Annotated in this window: 13 protein-coding genes; 6 read left to right on the top strand and 7 right to left on the bottom strand. The window is 60.5% G+C overall.

The features are described 5' to 3' along the window. Positions 1-332 precede the first annotated feature (332 nt). The 5 genes from typA to fabY all read left to right on the top strand — a co-directional run bounded on the left by typA (position 333) and on the right by fabY (position 5261). Positions 333-2156: a ribosome-dependent GTPase TypA gene (gene typA, locus J9788_RS23040; RefSeq protein ID WP_004931243.1), complete on the top strand. Its 1824-nt coding sequence runs from the start codon at positions 333-335 to the stop codon at positions 2154-2156. Between the two features lie 166 nt (positions 2157-2322). Next, complete coding sequence (gene yihX / locus J9788_RS23045) at positions 2323-2913, top strand: glucose-1-phosphatase (protein WP_033645174.1); 591 nt, start codon at positions 2323-2325, stop codon at positions 2911-2913. Positions 2914-2964: 51 nt separating this feature from the next. Beyond that, on the top strand, positions 2965-3858 hold the full coding sequence (locus J9788_RS23050) for a virulence factor BrkB family protein (protein WP_182265763.1): 894 nt from the start codon (positions 2965-2967) through the stop codon (positions 3856-3858). Then, positions 3855-4292 carry a D-aminoacyl-tRNA deacylase gene (dtd, locus tag J9788_RS23055; protein ID WP_016929644.1) on the top strand — a complete coding sequence of 146 codons (438 nt, stop codon included), beginning with the start codon at positions 3855-3857 and terminating at the stop codon, positions 4290-4292. The genes J9788_RS23050 and dtd overlap by 4 nt, the downstream gene beginning before the upstream one ends. A gap of 21 nt (positions 4293-4313) precedes the next feature. Further along, positions 4314-5261, top strand: a complete 948-nt coding sequence (gene fabY, locus J9788_RS23060) for a fatty acid biosynthesis protein FabY (protein ID WP_004931235.1) — start codon at positions 4314-4316, stop codon at positions 5259-5261. A gap of 38 nt (positions 5262-5299) precedes the next feature. Here fabY and J9788_RS23065 read toward each other — a convergent pair whose 3' ends face one another. Both J9788_RS23065 and J9788_RS23070 read right to left on the bottom strand, forming a co-directional pair. Beyond that, positions 5300-6961, bottom strand: coding sequence for an AsmA family protein (locus J9788_RS23065; protein WP_033652263.1), 1662 nt, complete (start codon positions 6959-6961; stop codon positions 5300-5302). A 128-nt stretch (positions 6962-7089) separates the two neighbouring features. Continuing rightward, positions 7090-8490 (bottom strand): NCS2 family protein, encoded by a 1401-nt coding sequence (locus J9788_RS23070; RefSeq protein WP_033645176.1) that lies wholly within the window; start codon positions 8488-8490, stop codon positions 7090-7092. 240 nt (positions 8491-8730) lie between these two features. Between J9788_RS23070 and gltS the strand changes: the two genes are divergently transcribed. Then, positions 8731-9942, top strand: coding sequence for a sodium/glutamate symporter (gene gltS / locus J9788_RS23075; protein WP_033645177.1), 1212 nt, complete (start codon positions 8731-8733; stop codon positions 9940-9942). Positions 9943-9984: 42 nt separating this feature from the next. Here gltS and recG read toward each other — a convergent pair whose 3' ends face one another. Genes recG through gmk form a run of 5 tightly spaced genes read right to left on the bottom strand, consistent with a single transcriptional unit; the run spans position 9985 to position 15847 of the window. Continuing rightward, on the bottom strand, positions 9985-12066 hold the full coding sequence (recG, locus tag J9788_RS23080; protein ID WP_182265762.1) for an ATP-dependent DNA helicase RecG: 2082 nt from the start codon (positions 12064-12066) through the stop codon (positions 9985-9987). After that, positions 12063-12758: a tRNA (guanosine(18)-2'-O)-methyltransferase TrmH gene (gene trmH, locus J9788_RS23085; protein ID WP_004931227.1), complete on the bottom strand. Its 696-nt coding sequence runs from the start codon at positions 12756-12758 to the stop codon at positions 12063-12065. The genes recG and trmH overlap by 4 nt, the downstream gene beginning before the upstream one ends. A 5-nt stretch (positions 12759-12763) precedes the next feature. After that, a complete protein-coding gene (spoT, locus tag J9788_RS23090) occupies positions 12764-14875 on the bottom strand; it encodes a bifunctional GTP diphosphokinase/guanosine-3',5'-bis pyrophosphate 3'-pyrophosphohydrolase (protein WP_015379445.1) in 2112 nt (703 codons plus the stop codon). 18 nt (positions 14876-14893) lie between these two features. Beyond that, the gene (gene rpoZ, locus J9788_RS23095; protein WP_004931221.1) at positions 14894-15169 is read right to left on the bottom strand and encodes a DNA-directed RNA polymerase subunit omega; all 276 of its coding nucleotides are present in this window, start codon (positions 15167-15169) and stop codon (positions 14894-14896) included. A 54-nt stretch (positions 15170-15223) separates the two neighbouring features. Continuing rightward, positions 15224-15847 carry a guanylate kinase gene (gene gmk, locus J9788_RS23100; RefSeq protein ID WP_033636481.1) on the bottom strand — a complete coding sequence of 208 codons (624 nt, stop codon included), beginning with the start codon at positions 15845-15847 and terminating at the stop codon, positions 15224-15226. Between the last annotated feature and the right edge of the window lie 57 nt (positions 15848-15904).

Genomic DNA, 15904 nt, shown 5'->3' on the forward strand with positions numbered 1-15904 from the left:
ACGAATCTGTGGAACTGGCTTTTTTTCGCCTTGAAAAGACTAAAGCGAAAAGCGTGCCAACTTTTTAAAAAGGCTTTCATCGCCTTTCTGCGCGGGTTTTACCCAGACACAGTATGCACCATTAGCGATAGTTTGCACTGTTATGGTGCAAAAGGGGTGGGGTTGGGCACTGAAATGGTGCAAAAGTGCAACGATTGCGGCTTTTTGCACCGTGAAAGGGATCACAAACTGACCGGTACGCGGTTGTTTATAAGAGATGGTTGTGATCTTGTTTAGTCCCTCGCTTAATACGTGTACAATAGCGCGCTATTTCTAATGCCCGAGGCAAAGCTGTGATCGAAAATTTGCGTAACATCGCCATTATTGCCCACGTTGACCATGGTAAAACCACCCTGGTTGATAAGCTGCTGCAACAATCCGGTACTTTCGGAGAGCGTGCGGAAGCCACCGAACGCGTAATGGACTCCAACGATTTGGAGAAAGAGCGTGGGATTACCATCCTCGCAAAAAACACCGCCATTAATTGGAACGGTTACCGTATCAACATCGTGGATACCCCTGGACACGCCGACTTCGGCGGTGAGGTAGAGCGCGTGATGTCGATGGTTGACTCGGTGCTGCTGGTTGTGGATGCAATGGATGGCCCTATGCCGCAAACCCGCTTCGTGACCAAGAAGGCTTTCGCCAACGGTCTGAAGCCGATCGTGGTCATCAACAAGGTTGACCGCCCTGGCGCGCGCCCTGACTGGGTTGTGGATCAGGTGTTCGACCTGTTCGTGAACCTCGACGCGACCGACGAGCAGCTCGACTTCCCGATCATCTACGCTTCTGCGCTGAACGGCATCGCCGGTGTCGACCACACCGACATGGCGGAAGACATGACCCCGCTGTATCAGGCGATCGTCGACCACGTGTCTGCGCCGCAGGTTGAGCTGGAAGCGCCATTCCAGATGCAGATCTCCCAGTTGGACTACAACAACTACCTGGGCGTTATCGGCATCGGCCGCATCAAGCGCGGTAAAGTGAAGCCGAACCAGCAGGTCACCATCATCGACAGCGAAGGCAAAACTCGCAACGGTAAAGTGGGTAAAGTGTTGGGTCACCTGGGTCTGGAGCGTATCGACAGCACCCTGGCGGAAGCGGGCGACATCATCGCCATCACCGGCCTGGGCGAGCTGAACATCTCCGACACCATCTGCGACACCAACGCCGTAGAAGCGCTGCCGGCGCTGTCCGTCGACGAACCGACCGTAACCATGTTCTTCAACGTCAACACCTCGCCGTTCTGCGGTAAAGAAGGTAAGTACGTGACGTCGCGTCAGATCCTTGACCGTCTGAACAAAGAGCTGGTGCACAACGTGGCGCTGCGCGTTGAAGAAACCGACGATGCGGACGCCTTCCGCGTATCCGGTCGTGGCGAGCTGCACCTGTCGGTGCTGATCGAAAACATGCGCCGTGAAGGTTTCGAGCTGGCGGTTTCCCGTCCGAAAGTTATCTTCCGCGAAATCGATGGCCGTAAGCAGGAGCCATTCGAGAACGTGACGCTGGATATCGAAGAGCAGCATCAGGGTTCCGTGATGCAGGCGATGGGTGAGCGTAAAGCCGACCTGAAAAACATGGATCCGGACGGTAAGGGCCGCGTGCGTCTCGACTACGTGATCCCAAGCCGCGGTCTGATCGGCTTCCGTAACGAATTCATGACCATGACTTCGGGTACCGGTCTGCTGTACTCCACCTTCAGCCACTACGACGACGTGCGTCCGGGCGAAGTGGGCCAGCGTCAGAACGGCGTGCTGATCTCCAACGGCCAGGGCAAAGCGGTTGCGTTCGCGCTGTTCGGCCTGCAGGATCGCGGCAAGCTGTTCCTGGGCCACGGTGCAGAAGTGTATGAAGGCCAGATCATCGGTATTCACTCACGTTCCAACGACCTGACCGTAAACTGCCTGACCGGTAAGAAGCTGACCAACATGCGTGCTTCCGGTACCGACGAAGCGACTACCCTGGTTCCGGCCATCAAAATGACCCTGGAGCAAGCTCTGGAGTTCATCGATGACGACGAACTGGTAGAAGTGACGCCGACCTCGATCCGTATCCGTAAGCGTCACCTGACGGAAAACGATCGTAAGCGTGCCAGCCGCGGTCCAAAAGACGCTTAATCGCTGATTGAGTGTCTCATGCTTAGGGCGCGGCTCTCGCGCCCTGAGTTTTTTCCTCTGTTGTTCCCCGTTTGTGCGGCGCGCTATGCGCTTTTCCGTTCGCTCCCTGTTCAGCTGTTCCTTTTCCCGCTACAGTGAAATCTCACCGGCCCATCAGGAGAGGACTATGCTGTATATCTTTGATTTAGGTAATGTGATCGTCGATATCGATTTCAAGCGTGTGCTGGGCGTGTGGAGCAATTTGAGCGGCACGCCGTTGGCGGTGTTGTCCGATCGTTTCACCATGGGTGAGGTGTTCCAGCAGCATGAGCGCGGTGAAATCAGCGACGAAGACTTCGCCGGCAAGCTGTGCGATGAAATGGGCATCGCGCTTAGCTTTGAGCAGTTCGCCACCGGTTGGCAGGCGGTATTCGTCGCGCTGCGCCCGGAGGTGATCGACATCATGCAGCGCCTGCGCAACGAAGGTCACCGGGTGGTGGTGCTGTCGAACACCAACCGTCTGCACTGCAATTACTGGCCGCAGCACTATCCTGAAGTGGCCGCCGCCGCCGATCATCTCTATTTGTCGCAAGATCTCGGCATGCGCAAACCTGAAGCTGACATCTACCGGCATGTGTTGGCTGCGGAAAACACCGCCGCCGCCGACGCGGTGTTCTTTGACGATCACCCGGCGAACGTCCTCGCCGCGCAGGCGCTGGGGATCAAGACGGTGCACGTCACCGATCGCGACGTGGTGCCGGCCTATTTTGCTCAATGAGCGCTGGGCGCGTTAAGCTTAAGGCGTATCAACGGACATCAAGGAGTGACCATGTCGTTTTTCCGCCGCAAGAAGCTGCCTTCTGCGATTAAGCCCAGCGTCACCTTCGGACGGCTGCTGTACCAACGCATCGACCACGATGGCCTGACGATGTTGGCGGGCCATCTCGCCTACGTCTCCCTGCTGTCGCTGGTGCCGCTGGTCACCGTAGTGTTCGCCCTGTTCGCCGCTTTCCCGATGTTTTCCGACATCAGCGAACAGCTGAAGAGCTTTATATTTTCCAATTTCGTGCCGGCCGCCGGCAACGTGATCCAGAACTACCTGGAACAGTTCGTCGCCAATTCCAACAAGATGACCGCCGTCGGCACCTGCGGGCTGATCGTTACCGCGTTGCTGTTGATCTCCTCGGTGGACAGCGTGCTGAACACCATCTGGCGCAGCAAGAACAAACGGCCGATCGTCTTCTCCTTCGCCGTGTACTGGATGGTGCTGACGCTGGGACCGCTGCTGGTGGGCGCCAGCATGGCCATCAGTTCCTACCTGCTGTCGCTCAACTGGCTGGCGCAGACCGGCGTCAATGGCCTGGTGGATCAGGTGCTGCGCATCTTCCCGCTGATTTTGTCGTGCATCTCCTTCTGGCTGCTGTATTGCATCGTGCCGACGGTGCGCGTGCCGCCCAAAGACGCGCTGATTGGCGCGGTGGTGGCCGGATTGCTGTTCGAGCTGGGCAAGAAGGGATTCGCGCTGTACGTCACCATGTTCCCCTCCTATCAGCTGATTTACGGCGTGCTGGCGGTGATCCCGATTTTATTCCTGTGGGTCTACTGGAGCTGGTGTATCGTGTTACTCGGCGCGGAAATCACCGTGACCATCGGCGAATACCGCGACTACCGCCGGCAGAAGGTGGAGCAACAGGAACCAAAACCAGAAGGGCAGCAGGAATGATTGCGTTGATTCAACGGGTGTTAAACGCCAGCGTCACGGTGGGTGGCGAGACGGTAGGCAAAATCGGTCCCGGTTTGTTAGTGTTATTGGGCGTGGAGCAGGGCGATAACGAGCAAAAAGCGCAGCGCCTGTGCGAACGCGTGTTGGGATACCGCATATTCGGCGACGAGAACGACAAGATGAACCTCAACGTCCAGCAGGCCGGGGGCAGCGTACTGGTCGTTTCGCAGTTCACCCTGGCGGCGGATACCCAGAAGGGCATGCGGCCCAGCTTCTCGCGCGGCGCCGCGCCTTTGGTCGCCGATCGGTTGTATCAATATTTTGTTGGCCAGTGCCGCGAACGCGGCGTAGAGACCCAGACCGGCGAGTTCGCCGCCGACATGCAGGTGGCGCTGGTCAACGATGGTCCGGTGACATTCTGGCTACAGGTCTAAGCATTCGGAGAACAGGCGTCTATGTATCACCTACGAGTACCCGTAACAGAGCAAGAACTGAAGGAGTATTACCAGTTTCGCTGGGAAATGCTGCGCAAGCCGCTGCACCAGCCGGTGGGTTCGGAAAAGGATGCCTATGACGCCATGGCCCATCACCAAATGGTGGTGGACGAGGCCGGTAAAATCGTCGCCATCGGGCGGCTGTACATCAATGCCGACAACGAGGCGGCGATCCGTTTTCTGGCGGTAGATCCGACGCTGCAGGATAAAGGGCTGGGGACGCTGGTGGCGATGACGCTGGAGTCCGTCGCGCGGCAGGAAGGCGTGAAGCGGGTGGTGTGCAGCGCCCGTGAAGACGCGGTGGATTTTTTCGCCAAACTGGGTTTCGTCAATCAGGGCGAGATCACCGCGCCGCAGACCACTCCGATCCGTCACTTCTTGATGATCAAACCGGTGGCGACGCTGGACGATATCCTGCATCGTCCCGACTGGTGCGGCCAATTGCAGCAGGCCTGGTATGAACACATCCCGCTGAGCGAAAAGATGGGGGTGCGCATCAGCCAATACACCGGCCAGCGTTTCGTCACCACCATGCCGGAGATCGGCAACCAGAATCCGCACCATACGCTGTTTGCCGGCAGCCTGTTCTCACTGGCGACGCTGACCGCCTGGGGGCTGATTTGGCTGCTGCTGCGCGAGCGCCATCTGGGCGGCACCATCATTCTGGCGGACGCGCACATTCGCTACAGCAAACCGATTACCGGCAGGCCGCGGGCGGTGGCGGACCTCGGCTCGCTGAGCGGCGATTTGGCGCGTCTGGCGCGTGGCCGCCGCGCGCGCGTACACGCCGAAGTCCATCTGTTCGGTGACGAGGACAAGGGCGCAGTGTTCGAAGGCACCTATATGGTGTTGCCGGCCGAGCCGGATGTGCCGTTGGATCAGGGCGGCTCTGAAGCGCTGGAGGAGTAAGGCGGCGGCCCTGCCCTGAGGGCGGGCCGCCCAGTGCACTACGGCAGTTGTTGGTTCACCGCTTGGCCGTCGCCGGCGGTGGCCTGCAGATTGCCTTTCAATGAGGCCTTGAACGGCCCGTCGCTGTTCAACAGCCCTTTCAACTGCAGCTCGAGGTTGCCGTCTCCCGTCAGCGGCACCGGCTGCCATCCCCATTGCTGCAAGGTGTTGATCGGTACCGAACGGCCGTGCAGCGTCAGCTGGAACGGCTTGCCCGGCAGCTGATCGACGGTCGCTTTGGCCTCAAGCAACCCATTGGGCATAAAGGCGCTGAGCTCGGTGACGGCGATCTGGTTGGCGTCGGCGTTCAGCGCCAGCGAAGGGCGCCGCACGTCGATTTTGTTGAAGGTGGCCTCGCTGCCGTTCAGGTTCAGCGAACCGGACCAAATGCCCCACTGGTGGTCGCGCGCCAGCAGCAGGTTGCTGCCGTAACCGTCCAGCGCGGTGATCTGGAACGGGAATGCCGGGTTGATATCGATAATCAGATTGCGGTTGGTGGTCAGCTTGGTGACATACACCTCCGCCAGCCAGTCCGGCAGCGGTTTCAGCCACAGCTCGCGCCAGTCGATAGGCAGGGTGTACTCCAGCGCCGCCATAGCCACTTCATCCAGCTGCAGGCGTTTGCCGGCGCGCAGCCAGTTGCCGGAGGTGCGCAGCAGCCCGCCTTCCCAGCGGGTGGTGAACTGCTGAATGGCGATGCCGGCGGAGGAGAGCCGCAGGGTGGCGATCGGATCGATCAGGTGGAAACCGCCGTTGACCACGTCGCCGGCGTTGAAGTTGAGCGAGCCGTCTTCACTGCGCCAGTCGCCTTTTTCGACGCTGACGTTTTGCAGCGACAGGTCGAGATCGTTAACCGCCCACGCCTTGCCTTCCAGGCGCGCATCGATCAGATCGAAACGCTTGAGGGTGACCGGCGGCAGAGCGGTGAAGCGCCGCATGAATTCCGCCAACGTCATTGGGGTCTGCATGCGCACGCCGCTCAGCCGCAGGCGATCCACCTGCCAGCTGCCGTCGGTGGCGCGGCTGGCCACGCCGGTCAGGTCGCCCTGCGCCAGATCGGCGCCGAAGTTGTTCAACAGCAGCTGGCCCTGTTTTTGCTCCCCCTGCACCAACACCTTCGAGGCGGGGATGCCGTTCAGCGTCATCGAACCGGCGCTGAACTGGAACTGGTTGTTGTCCCCCAGCAGATGGCCGGCCAGCGGGCGCCACGGCGTGATGCCGGCATTGACCTGCTGTGCGTTGAGCTGCCACTCGCTATCGTTGGACTGCAGCGCCATGTTGCTCAGTTGCAGCACGTCGGCCTGTACGGGCAGCGCAGCAGCCTGTGGCTGCACGTTCAGCGTGCCGTCGCGCAGCGTGACGCTGTAAAAATAGCGCGGTTCGGTGATTTGGCGCAGGCTGAGGCCGAGATCGACGCGTTTGGCGACCAGCGCCTGTGGTTGGCCGCTGCGCGCCAACTGCACGTCTTCCAGACCGATCTGGCCCGGCTGATTCCACGAGTGGGTGATTTTTCCTATCGACAGGCGGTATTCGCTGTTGTCGCTGATCCAGGCGCTCAGACGGCCTGCCGCCCAGCGGGTTTGCCCCACCAGATACAGCACCACCACCGCCAGCACGATCAGCAGCAGCAACGTCAGCAACAGCTTTCCGATAAATTTCATCGTCTACATCCGCATCGGTCAAAAAAGATACCCTGTTTATGCCGCAATTGGCCGGGCATCTCAAGGGCAATGGTCTGATAGACAATAAAAAACGGCCGCAAGCGGCCGTTTGAACGCCAATGGGCGGGTTACTTTTTCTCGTGTTCCTGCGGGAACACCAGGTTCAGCACGATGGCGGTAATGCCGCCGGCGGCGATACCGGAAGAGAGCAGGGTTTTCAGCCAGTCCGGCGCGAACTGCAGGATCAGCGGCTGCTGGGAGACGCCCATGCCGACGGCCAGCGACAGCGCCATGATCATGATGGCGCGCCGGTTCAGGCGTTCGCGCGACACGATGCGCACGCCGGAGGCGGCGATGGTGCCGAACATCACGATGGTCGCGCCGCCCAGTACCGGCTCGGGGATGTGCTGCACGAAGCCGGCCACCGCCGGGAACAGCCCCAGTGCGATCAGCATCAGCGCCACCACGAAGCCGACATAGCGGCTGGCGACGCCGGTCAGCTGGATCACGCCGTTGTTCTGGCCGAAGCAGGAGTTGGGGAAGGTGTTGAACACCGCCGACAGCATCGAGTTCAGGCCGTTGGCCAGTACGCCCCCTTTCAGACGCTTCATGTACAGCGGCCCGCTGACCGGCTGTTCGGAGACGTCAGAGGTGGCGGTGATGTCGCCGATGGTTTCCAGCGAGGTGACCATAAAGATCAGCATCAGCGGCAGCAACAGGTTCCAGTCGAAGCCCAGGCCGTAATAGAGCGGCGTTGGAATGGTAATCGCCGCCGTTGGCGCCGCCGGTGCGTCGGCGGGCAGCATGTCCATCGCCCAGGCCAGCAGGTAGCCGACCGCCATGGCGATCACCAGCGAGGCCACGCGCAGGTAAGGGTTGCGCTGGCGGTTCAGCAGGATGATGACCGCCAGCACCGCGCCGGCCAGCAGCAGGTTTTTCGGCGAGCCGAAGCTGTGGTCGTTCATCGCGGCGTAGCCGCCGCCGATCGAGGTCAGGCCGACCTGAATCAGCGACAGGCCGATGATCATCACCACGATGCCGGAAACCAGCGGGGTGATGATGCGGCGCGCCAGATGCAGCACGCGCGACAGCAAAATTTCGGTGCAGGAGGCGACCATCAGGGTGCCGAACAGCGCGGCCATCATGGTCGGCACGTCGGCGCCGCCGTTTTTCAGCGCCAGGCCGCCCATGATCAATGGCGAAACGAAGTTGAAGCTGGTGCCCTGAATCGACAGCAGCCCGGAGCCCACCGGCCCCCAGGTTTTGATTTGCAGAATGGAAGCCAGACCGGAAGCGAACAGCGACATGCTGATGATGTGTTGGGTATCCTGCGCCGGCAGACCCAGCGCCTGGCAGATCAGCAGCGCCGGAGTGATCACCGCAACGAACATCGCCAACAGGTGCTGGCCGGCGGCAAACAGCGTTTGCGGCAGCGGCGGGCGGTCTTCGAGGCGATAAATCAGTTCGCTGGCGCGGGGTTCAGAGGCGGTTTGGCGTGCGGCATCAAGCTCGGAGGATGACATGCTCATGGTGTGGCGTTTCCAGATACGGCAAAGCAGGCATTTTAATGCGCCGCCCCGCAAAAGCAAACGGTTGCGCCTAAATATTATGTTGCCGACTTTCCCGTTTATGTCGCATTTTCATTCATTTTTTCTTGTCATCTCAGCGTTTTTTACTTCTAATCCTGCACTCATCAAGTTTAAAAACTACGTGGTTTTCTATAACTTATTATTTTTATTTGGATCTTTTCCCTTACATGGAGTACCTGGATGTTTCATCTTGATACTTATGGCACGTTAGTCGCGGCGACGCTGGTTTTGCTCCTTGGGGGCAAGTGCGTCAGAAGCATTCCTCTGCTGCGAAAATATACCATTCCCGCTCCCGTCGCCGGCGGTTTGCTGGTGGCCCTCCTGCTGTTAGTCCTGAAAAAATTCGCCAACTGGGAAATCAGCTTTGACATGTCGCTGAAGGACCCGCTGATGCTGGCCTTCTTCGCCACTATCGGCCTGAACGCCAACCTGGCGCGGTTGCGCGCCGGCGGCAAAGCGCTGATGGTATTCCTGTTCGTGGTGTTGGGGCTGCTGCTGGTGCAGAACGCCATCGGCATCGGCATGGCGAAAATGCTGGGGCTGGATCCGTTGATGGGCCTGATCGCCGGTTCGATCACCCTGTCGGGCGGCCACGGCACCGGGGCGGCCTGGAGCAAGCTGTTCATCGAGCGCTACGGCTTTGAAAACGCGACGGAAGTCGCCATGGCCTGCGCCACCTTCGGCCTGGTGCTGGGCGGCCTGATCGGCGGCCCGGTGGCGCGCTATCTGGTTAAACACTCCTCTACGCCGGAAGGCACGCCGGAAGACAGCGTGCAGCCGAGCGGCTTCGAGAAGCCGGAAAGCGGCCGCCTGATCACCTCGCTGGTGATGATTGAAACCATCGCCATGATCGCCATTTGTTTGAGCCTGGGGCAACTGATTGCCGGTCTGCTGAGCGGTACGGTGTTTGAACTGCCTAACTTCGTTTGCGTGCTGTTCGTCGGGGTGATCCTCAGCAACACGCTGGCCTTCACCGGTTTCTATACCGTGTTCGAGCGGGCGGTATCGGTGCTGGGCAACGTCAGTCTGTCGCTGTTCCTGGCGATGGCGTTGATGAGCCTGCGCCTGTGGGAGCTGGCTTCGCTGGCGCTGCCGATGCTGGCGATCCTGGCCGTACAGACGCTGGTGATGGCGCTGTACGCGATCTTCGTCACCTACCGGGTGATGGGCAAGAACTACGATGCGGCGGTGCTGGCCGCCGGCCACTGCGGCTTCGGCATGGGCGCCACGCCGACGGCGATCGCCAACATGCAAGCGATCACCGATCGCTTCGGCCCGTCGCACCTGGCGTTTCTGGTGGTGCCGATGGTGGGGGCGTTCTTTATCGATATCGCCAACGCCATCGTCATCAAGCTGTATCTGCTGTTGCCGGTGTTCCCGGCGGTGGGGTGATATCGCGAGTCATCATGAGAAGGGCGCCTGCGGCGCCCTTTTTTATGCGTTGGAGTAGCGCGCCTTCTCCGGCAGCCAGCGTTCGATCAGCGCCTGGGCGTGTTCCGGATAGTGCTGATGGAGATGGCGAGCGACGCGCTGCACTTCGGGGATCATCGCCTGGTCGCGCAGCAGGTCCGCCACCTTGAATTCGGCGCTGCCGGTCTGGCGGGTGCCGAGCAGCTCGCCCGGGCCGCGGATCTCCAGATCGCGCTGGGCGATGACGAAGCCGTCATTGCTGTCGCGCAGCACCTGCAGGCGCGTTTGCGCGGTTTTGCTCAACGGCGTTTTGTACAGCAGCACGCAGTGTGAAGCCACCGCGCCGCGCCCTACGCGGCCGCGCAGCTGGTGCAGCTGCGCCAGACCCAGCCGTTCCGGGTTTTCGATGATCATCAGGCTGGCGTTCGGCACATCGACGCCGACCTCGATCACCGTGGTGGCGACCAACAGCTGCAGCTCGCCCTGTTTAAACGCCTGCATCACCGCCTGCTTTTCCTGCGCTTTCATGCGGCCGTGCACCAGCGCCACCTTCAGCTCCGGCAGCGCGGCTTTCAATTCTTCCCACGTGGCTTCCGCCGCCTGCGCTTCCAGCAGCTCGGACTCTTCGATCAGCGTACACACCCAGTAAGCCTGCCGTCCTTCTTCCAGACAGGCGCTTTTCACCCGTTGAATGATGTCGGTGCGGCGGGTATCGGGAATGGCGACGGTGGTCACCGGCGTGCGGCCCGGCGGCAGCTCGTCGATAACCGAGGTATCGAGATCGGCGTAGGCGGTCATCGCCAGCGTGCGCGGAATTGGTGTGGCGGTCATGATCAGCTGATGGGCGTGGAAGCCTTGCTCTTCGCCTTTCTCCCACAGCGCCAGCCGCTGATGTACCCCGAAGCGGTGCTGCTCATCAATAATCACCAGCGCCAGGCCGTTGAACTGAACCTGCTCCTGGAAGATGGCGTGGGTGCCGACCACCATCGATACCTGGCCGCTGGCGATGGCTTCCTGCTGCGCGATGCGCGCCTTACCTTTCTGTTTGCCCGCCAGCCAGCCGACCTCCAGCCCCAGCGGCTCGAACCACTGGCGGAAGTTGTTGGCATGCTGTTCGGCCAGCAGCTCGGTCGGCGCCATCAGCGCCACCTGTTTGCCGTGCGCGATGGCGCGCAGCGCCGCCAGCGCCGCCACCAGCGTTTTGCCGGAGCCGACGTCGCCCTGCACCAGCCGCATCATCGGGAAGTCTTTTTGCATATCGGCTTCGATGTCGGCCACCACGCGCGTTTGCGCGCCGGTCGGCGAGAACGGCAACTGGGCGAGAAAACGGTTTTTCAGCCGATCGTCCGGCAGCAGCGGCTGCGCCTGATAACTCTGCGCGCCGGCGCGCACCGCCAGCATGCTGAGGTTATGCGCCAGCAGCTCTTCAAGGATCAGGCGTTTTTGCGCCGGGTGTTTGCCCAGCTCCAGATCCGCCAGCTGGATGTCCGGCGGCGGGCGATGCAGGGTGTGCAGCGCCTGCGGCAGGCTCATCAGGCCGCCGCTCAGCTCCGGCGGCAGCAGTTCGGCGATGGCGCAGGTATCCAGCAGCGCCAGCGCCTGGTCGGTCAGCTTGCGCAGCGTGGCCTGCCGCACCCCCTCGGTAGTGGGGTAGACCGGCGTCAGCGACTCCTGCAGCTCAACCTCGCTGGTTTCGCCCTGAATACGGTACTCCGGATGGATGATCTCCGCGCCGTGGTTGCCGCGTTTGATCTCGCCGTAGGCGGTCACGCGGCGGCCAGTGGCCAGGCTGTTCTTCATTGCGGCGTTGAAGTTGAAGAACCGCATGGTGAGGATGCCGGTGCCGTCGCTGATCTGGCAGGTCAGCATGCGGCGGCGGCCGAAGCTGATGTCGCTGCGCAGCACTTCCCCCTCTACCGTGGCGTAGATGCCCGGCAGCAGATCGTTGATCGGGTAGAGGCGGGTGCGGTCTTCGTAGCGCAGCGGCAGGTGCAGCAGCAGATCCTGAATGGTGTCGAGGCCAAGCTTGGCCAGTTTGCCCGCCTGGCTGGCGCCAACCCCGGAAAGCGTGGTGAGTGGGACAGCATCCAGCAGGCGGCCTTTCATTTGCGCACCGTCGCCTGCATGGCCGCCCACCATTCGGCGCTGGCGACCACCTGGCCCTGTTCGTCGATCTGCGGACGCGGCAGCCCCTTGCGCTTGGCCACGTTGGCCAGCACCGGATAGCCGCCTTCGAACAGCAGACGCTGCTGCTCTTCTTCGTCCAGCATGCTGTTGTCGCGGCGATACAGGCCGGCGTTTTGTCGCTGGCGCTGCGCCTCATACAGGATCAGCGCCGAAGCCACGGAGACGTTAAGCGATTGCACCATGCCGATCATCGGAATGACGATGTCTTGATCGGCGAGCGCCAGCGCTTCTTCGGTGATGCCGGTTTTTTCCTGGCCGAGCAGCACGCAGGTTGGCCGGGTGTAGTCCACCTCGCGGAAATCGACCGCGCGCGCAGACAGGTTGGTGGCCAGAATTTGCATGCCCTGCGCTTTCAGGTGGCCGACCGCGTCGCCGATGGTGCGATGGGTCTTGACGCTGACCCAGCTGTTGCTGCCGGCGGCGGAGGAAACCAGGGTGCGCATGCGGGTGGTGGGCCACACGGCGTGGACCTGATGCACGCCGACGGCGTCGGCGGTGCGGATAATAGCGGAGACGTTATGCGGCTTGTGCACTTGCTCCAGGCAGACCGTCAAATCCGGCTGCCGGGTCGCGAGCATTTCACAAATCCGCGCATAGCGTTCAGGACTCATAAGCGCTAGTTTCGGTTGCGGTTAACTTTGATCACATCCGGCATGATACGGATTTTACGCATAATGTTTGCCAAATGGATGCGATCGCGGGTGGTCAAGCGGATAAAGGCGCTATAAACCCGACCGTCTTTCTCTTCGGTGTTCAGGCTCTGAATATTGGACTCGGCCGCGTTGATCGCCGCCGTCAGGTTGGCCAGCGCGCCCTGGTGATTAAACATATCCACCTTGATCTCGGCGATGAACTCCTGCTCGGTCTCTTTATCCCACTCGACCGCCATGAACTTCTCAGGCTCTTTCTGATAGCCGCGAATATTGCGGCAGGATTCATGGTGGATCACCAGCCCTTTACCCGGGCTGACGTGAGCGATAATCGGGTCGCCCGGAATCGGACGGCAGCACTTGGCGAAGGTGATCAACACGCCGTCGGCGCCCTTGATGGCCAGGTTGCGCACGCCGGAGGTGGTGCCCAGGCTGGACTGATCGCCCTGCAGGTTCTTCGCCACCACGACGCTCATGGCGTTGCCGAGGCCGATTTCCGCCAGCAGATCGTCCAGCGTCGCCAGCTTCATGCGGTCCAGCTCGTGCTGAATGTTTTCCTGCGGAATTTCGGCCAGCTTGCGGCTGCCGCCCAACGCATGGTTGAGCAGACGGCGGCCGAGGCCGACGGAGTCGTCGCGCTTGAGGTTCTTCAACATCTGGCGAATCTTGGCGCGCGCTTTCGAGCTGACCACGAAGTTCAGCCAGGCGGCGTTGGGCCGTGCGCCCGGCGCGGTGATGATCTCGACGGTCTGGCCGCTGGTCAGCGACTGCGACAGCGGGTATGGCTGACGATCGACGCGTGCGCCGACGCAGGCATGGCCGATATCGGTATGCACCGCATAGGCGAAGTCGACCGGCGTGGCGCCGGCGGGCAGCTCGACAATGCGGCCTTCCGGGGTGAAAACGTAAATCTCATCCGGGAACAGATCGGATTTGACGCTCTCGATAAATTCAAACGAACTGCCGGCGCTTTGCTGCAGCTCCAGCAGGCTTTGCATCCAGCGCTGGGCGCGGATCTGTGCTGTGGTGCCGGTTTCGCCCTGTTCTCTTTCCTTGTAAGCCCAGTGCGCGGCTACCCCCATCTCAGCCATCTGGTCCATGTCTTCGGTGCGGATCTGCACTTCGACCGGCACGCCGTGCGGGCCGATCAGCGAGGTATGCAGCGATTGATAGCCGTTGGCCTTGGGAATGGCGATGTAATCTTTCACCCGCCCCGGGCGCGGTTTATACAGGCTGTGCACCTGACCGAGTACGCGGTAGCAGGTATCGACCTCTTTCACGATCACCCGGAACGCGTAGATATCCATGATGGAATGGAAACGCTGTTCTTTCAGGTGCATCTTGAGGTAGATGGAGTAGAGGTGTTTTTCCCTTCCGCTGACGCGGCAGGCGATGCCGGCCTCGGTCAGCCGCCCTTCGATCTCGGAGAGGATTTTTTGAATCATCTCTTTGCGGTTGCCGCGCGCGGCTTTCACCACTTCCTTGATCACGCGATAACGGTTTGGGTACAGCGCCTCGAAGCCCAGCTCTTCCAGCTCGGTTTTCAGGTGATGAATACCCAGACGGTGGGCGAGGGGGCTGTAGATTTCCAGGGTTTCACGCGCGATGCGCCGGCGTTTGTCGGGGCGCAGTGAACCGAGGGTGCGCATGTTGTGCGTACGGTCGGCCAGCTTGATCAGCACGACGCGGATATCCTGCACCATCGCCATGATCATCTTGCGGAAGTTTTCCGCCTGCGCTTCTTTCTTGTCCTGGAACTTCAGCTTGTCGAGCTTGGAGACGCCCTCAACCAGTTCGGCGACGCTCTTGCCGAACAGCTGTTCCATATCTTGATAGGTGGCTGGGGTGTCTTCGATGACGTCGTGCAGCAACGCCGCCATCAGCGTCTCGTGATCGAGACGCATTTCCGCCAGGATGCAGGCCACGGCGACCGGGTGAGTAATGTAAGGCTCACCGCTGGAGCGTGTCTGGCCCTCGTGCGCGTCGCGCGCGACGAGGTATGCCTGTTTGAGGCGCTTAATCTGCTCCTCGGGCAGGTAACGTTGAATCAGCAGATTCAGGCTTTCAAACAGGTACAAGGCGGACTCGCAGTCTAATTAACGACGACCTTCAGCAATCGCGGTAACCGCTTGAATCTCTGCGGCTTCCTGCTCTTGCTGTTCCTGGCGCTCACGCACGTCGAGGATCTGGCTGGTGATCAGGCCTTCTTCGATTTCGCGCAGGGCGATAACGGTGTACTTGTCGTTCTCTTCCGGAACCAGTGCATCTTTGCCGCCGGTCTGGATCTGACGCGCCCGACGAGCAGCGACCAACACCAGGTCAAAACGGTTACCAATTTTCTCTACAGCGTCTTGAACAGTTACGCGTGCCATATTTGTGCTACTCCACAGGTGACGAAAAGACTGGGCATGATACTGAAACTGCCTTCAGTCTGCCAATAGTTTGCTGATTAAAGCGTCATGCCGCAGCAACTGGCGGCCCAAACGCAGGCGTTCGGCGCGAATGATGGTCTTCAGATCGGACAGCGCCAGATCGAAATCATCGTTCACGATCAGGTAATCGTACTCCGCGTAATGCGTCATTTCCGCCACGGCCTGAGCCATGCGTTTGGCGATCACCTCTTCGGAATCCTGCCCGCGCCCACGCAGGCGGCGGCCCAGTTCTTCCTTCGACGGCGGCAGAATGAAGATGCTGCGCGCCTGCGGCATTTTGGCGCGGATTTGCTGCGCGCCCTGCCAGTCGATATCCAGAAACACATCCACGCCGGTCGACAAGACTTGTTCGATGGCGGCGCGCGAGGTGCCGTAATAGTTGCCGAACACTTCGGCGTGCTCAAGAAACGCGTCCTGCTCGATCATCCGGCGGAATTCGTCTTTCGAGACGAAGAAATAGTGCTCGCCGTGATTTTCACCCGGGCGACTGTCGCGCGTGGTGTGCGAAACCGAAACCTGCGTGTCGTACAGCGGTTGCGTCTTTAACAAAGCCTGAATCAGACTTGATTTACCTGCGCCACTGGGAGCAGAGACAATATAAAGCGTGCCTTGAGCCATGATGATGTTCGTTGATAACGGTTGATATGCCAAAAACAGCGGATGTGTATTTTCTCC

Source organism: Serratia sp. X10, assembly GCF_017811775.1.
Lineage (GTDB): Bacteria > Pseudomonadota > Gammaproteobacteria > Enterobacterales > Enterobacteriaceae > Serratia > Serratia ureilytica.

Bases quoted from the DNA above. Each gene is read 5' to 3' on its own strand.
- dtd (WP_016929644.1), top strand. From the start codon at position 3,855: ATGATTGCGTTGATTCAACGGGTGTTAAACGCCAGCGTCACGGTGGGT.
- rpoZ (WP_004931221.1), bottom strand. From the start codon at position 15,169: ATGGCACGCGTAACTGTTCAAGACGCTGTAGAGAAAATTGGTAACCGT.
- trmH (WP_004931227.1), bottom strand. From the start codon at position 12,758: ATGAGTCCTGAACGCTATGCGCGGATTTGTGAAATGCTCGCGACCCGG.
- yihX (WP_033645174.1), top strand. From the start codon at position 2,323: ATGCTGTATATCTTTGATTTAGGTAATGTGATCGTCGATATCGATTTC.
- J9788_RS23050 (WP_182265763.1), top strand. From the start codon at position 2,965: ATGTCGTTTTTCCGCCGCAAGAAGCTGCCTTCTGCGATTAAGCCCAGC.
- fabY (WP_004931235.1), top strand. From the start codon at position 4,314: ATGTATCACCTACGAGTACCCGTAACAGAGCAAGAACTGAAGGAGTAT.
- recG (WP_182265762.1), bottom strand. From the start codon at position 12,066: ATGAAAGGCCGCCTGCTGGATGCTGTCCCACTCACCACGCTTTCCGGG.
- J9788_RS23070 (WP_033645176.1), bottom strand. From the start codon at position 8,490: ATGAGCATGTCATCCTCCGAGCTTGATGCCGCACGCCAAACCGCCTCT.
- gmk (WP_033636481.1), bottom strand. From the start codon at position 15,847: ATGGCTCAAGGCACGCTTTATATTGTCTCTGCTCCCAGTGGCGCAGGT.
- gltS (WP_033645177.1), top strand. From the start codon at position 8,731: ATGTTTCATCTTGATACTTATGGCACGTTAGTCGCGGCGACGCTGGTT.
- J9788_RS23065 (WP_033652263.1), bottom strand. From the start codon at position 6,961: ATGAAATTTATCGGAAAGCTGTTGCTGACGTTGCTGCTGCTGATCGTG.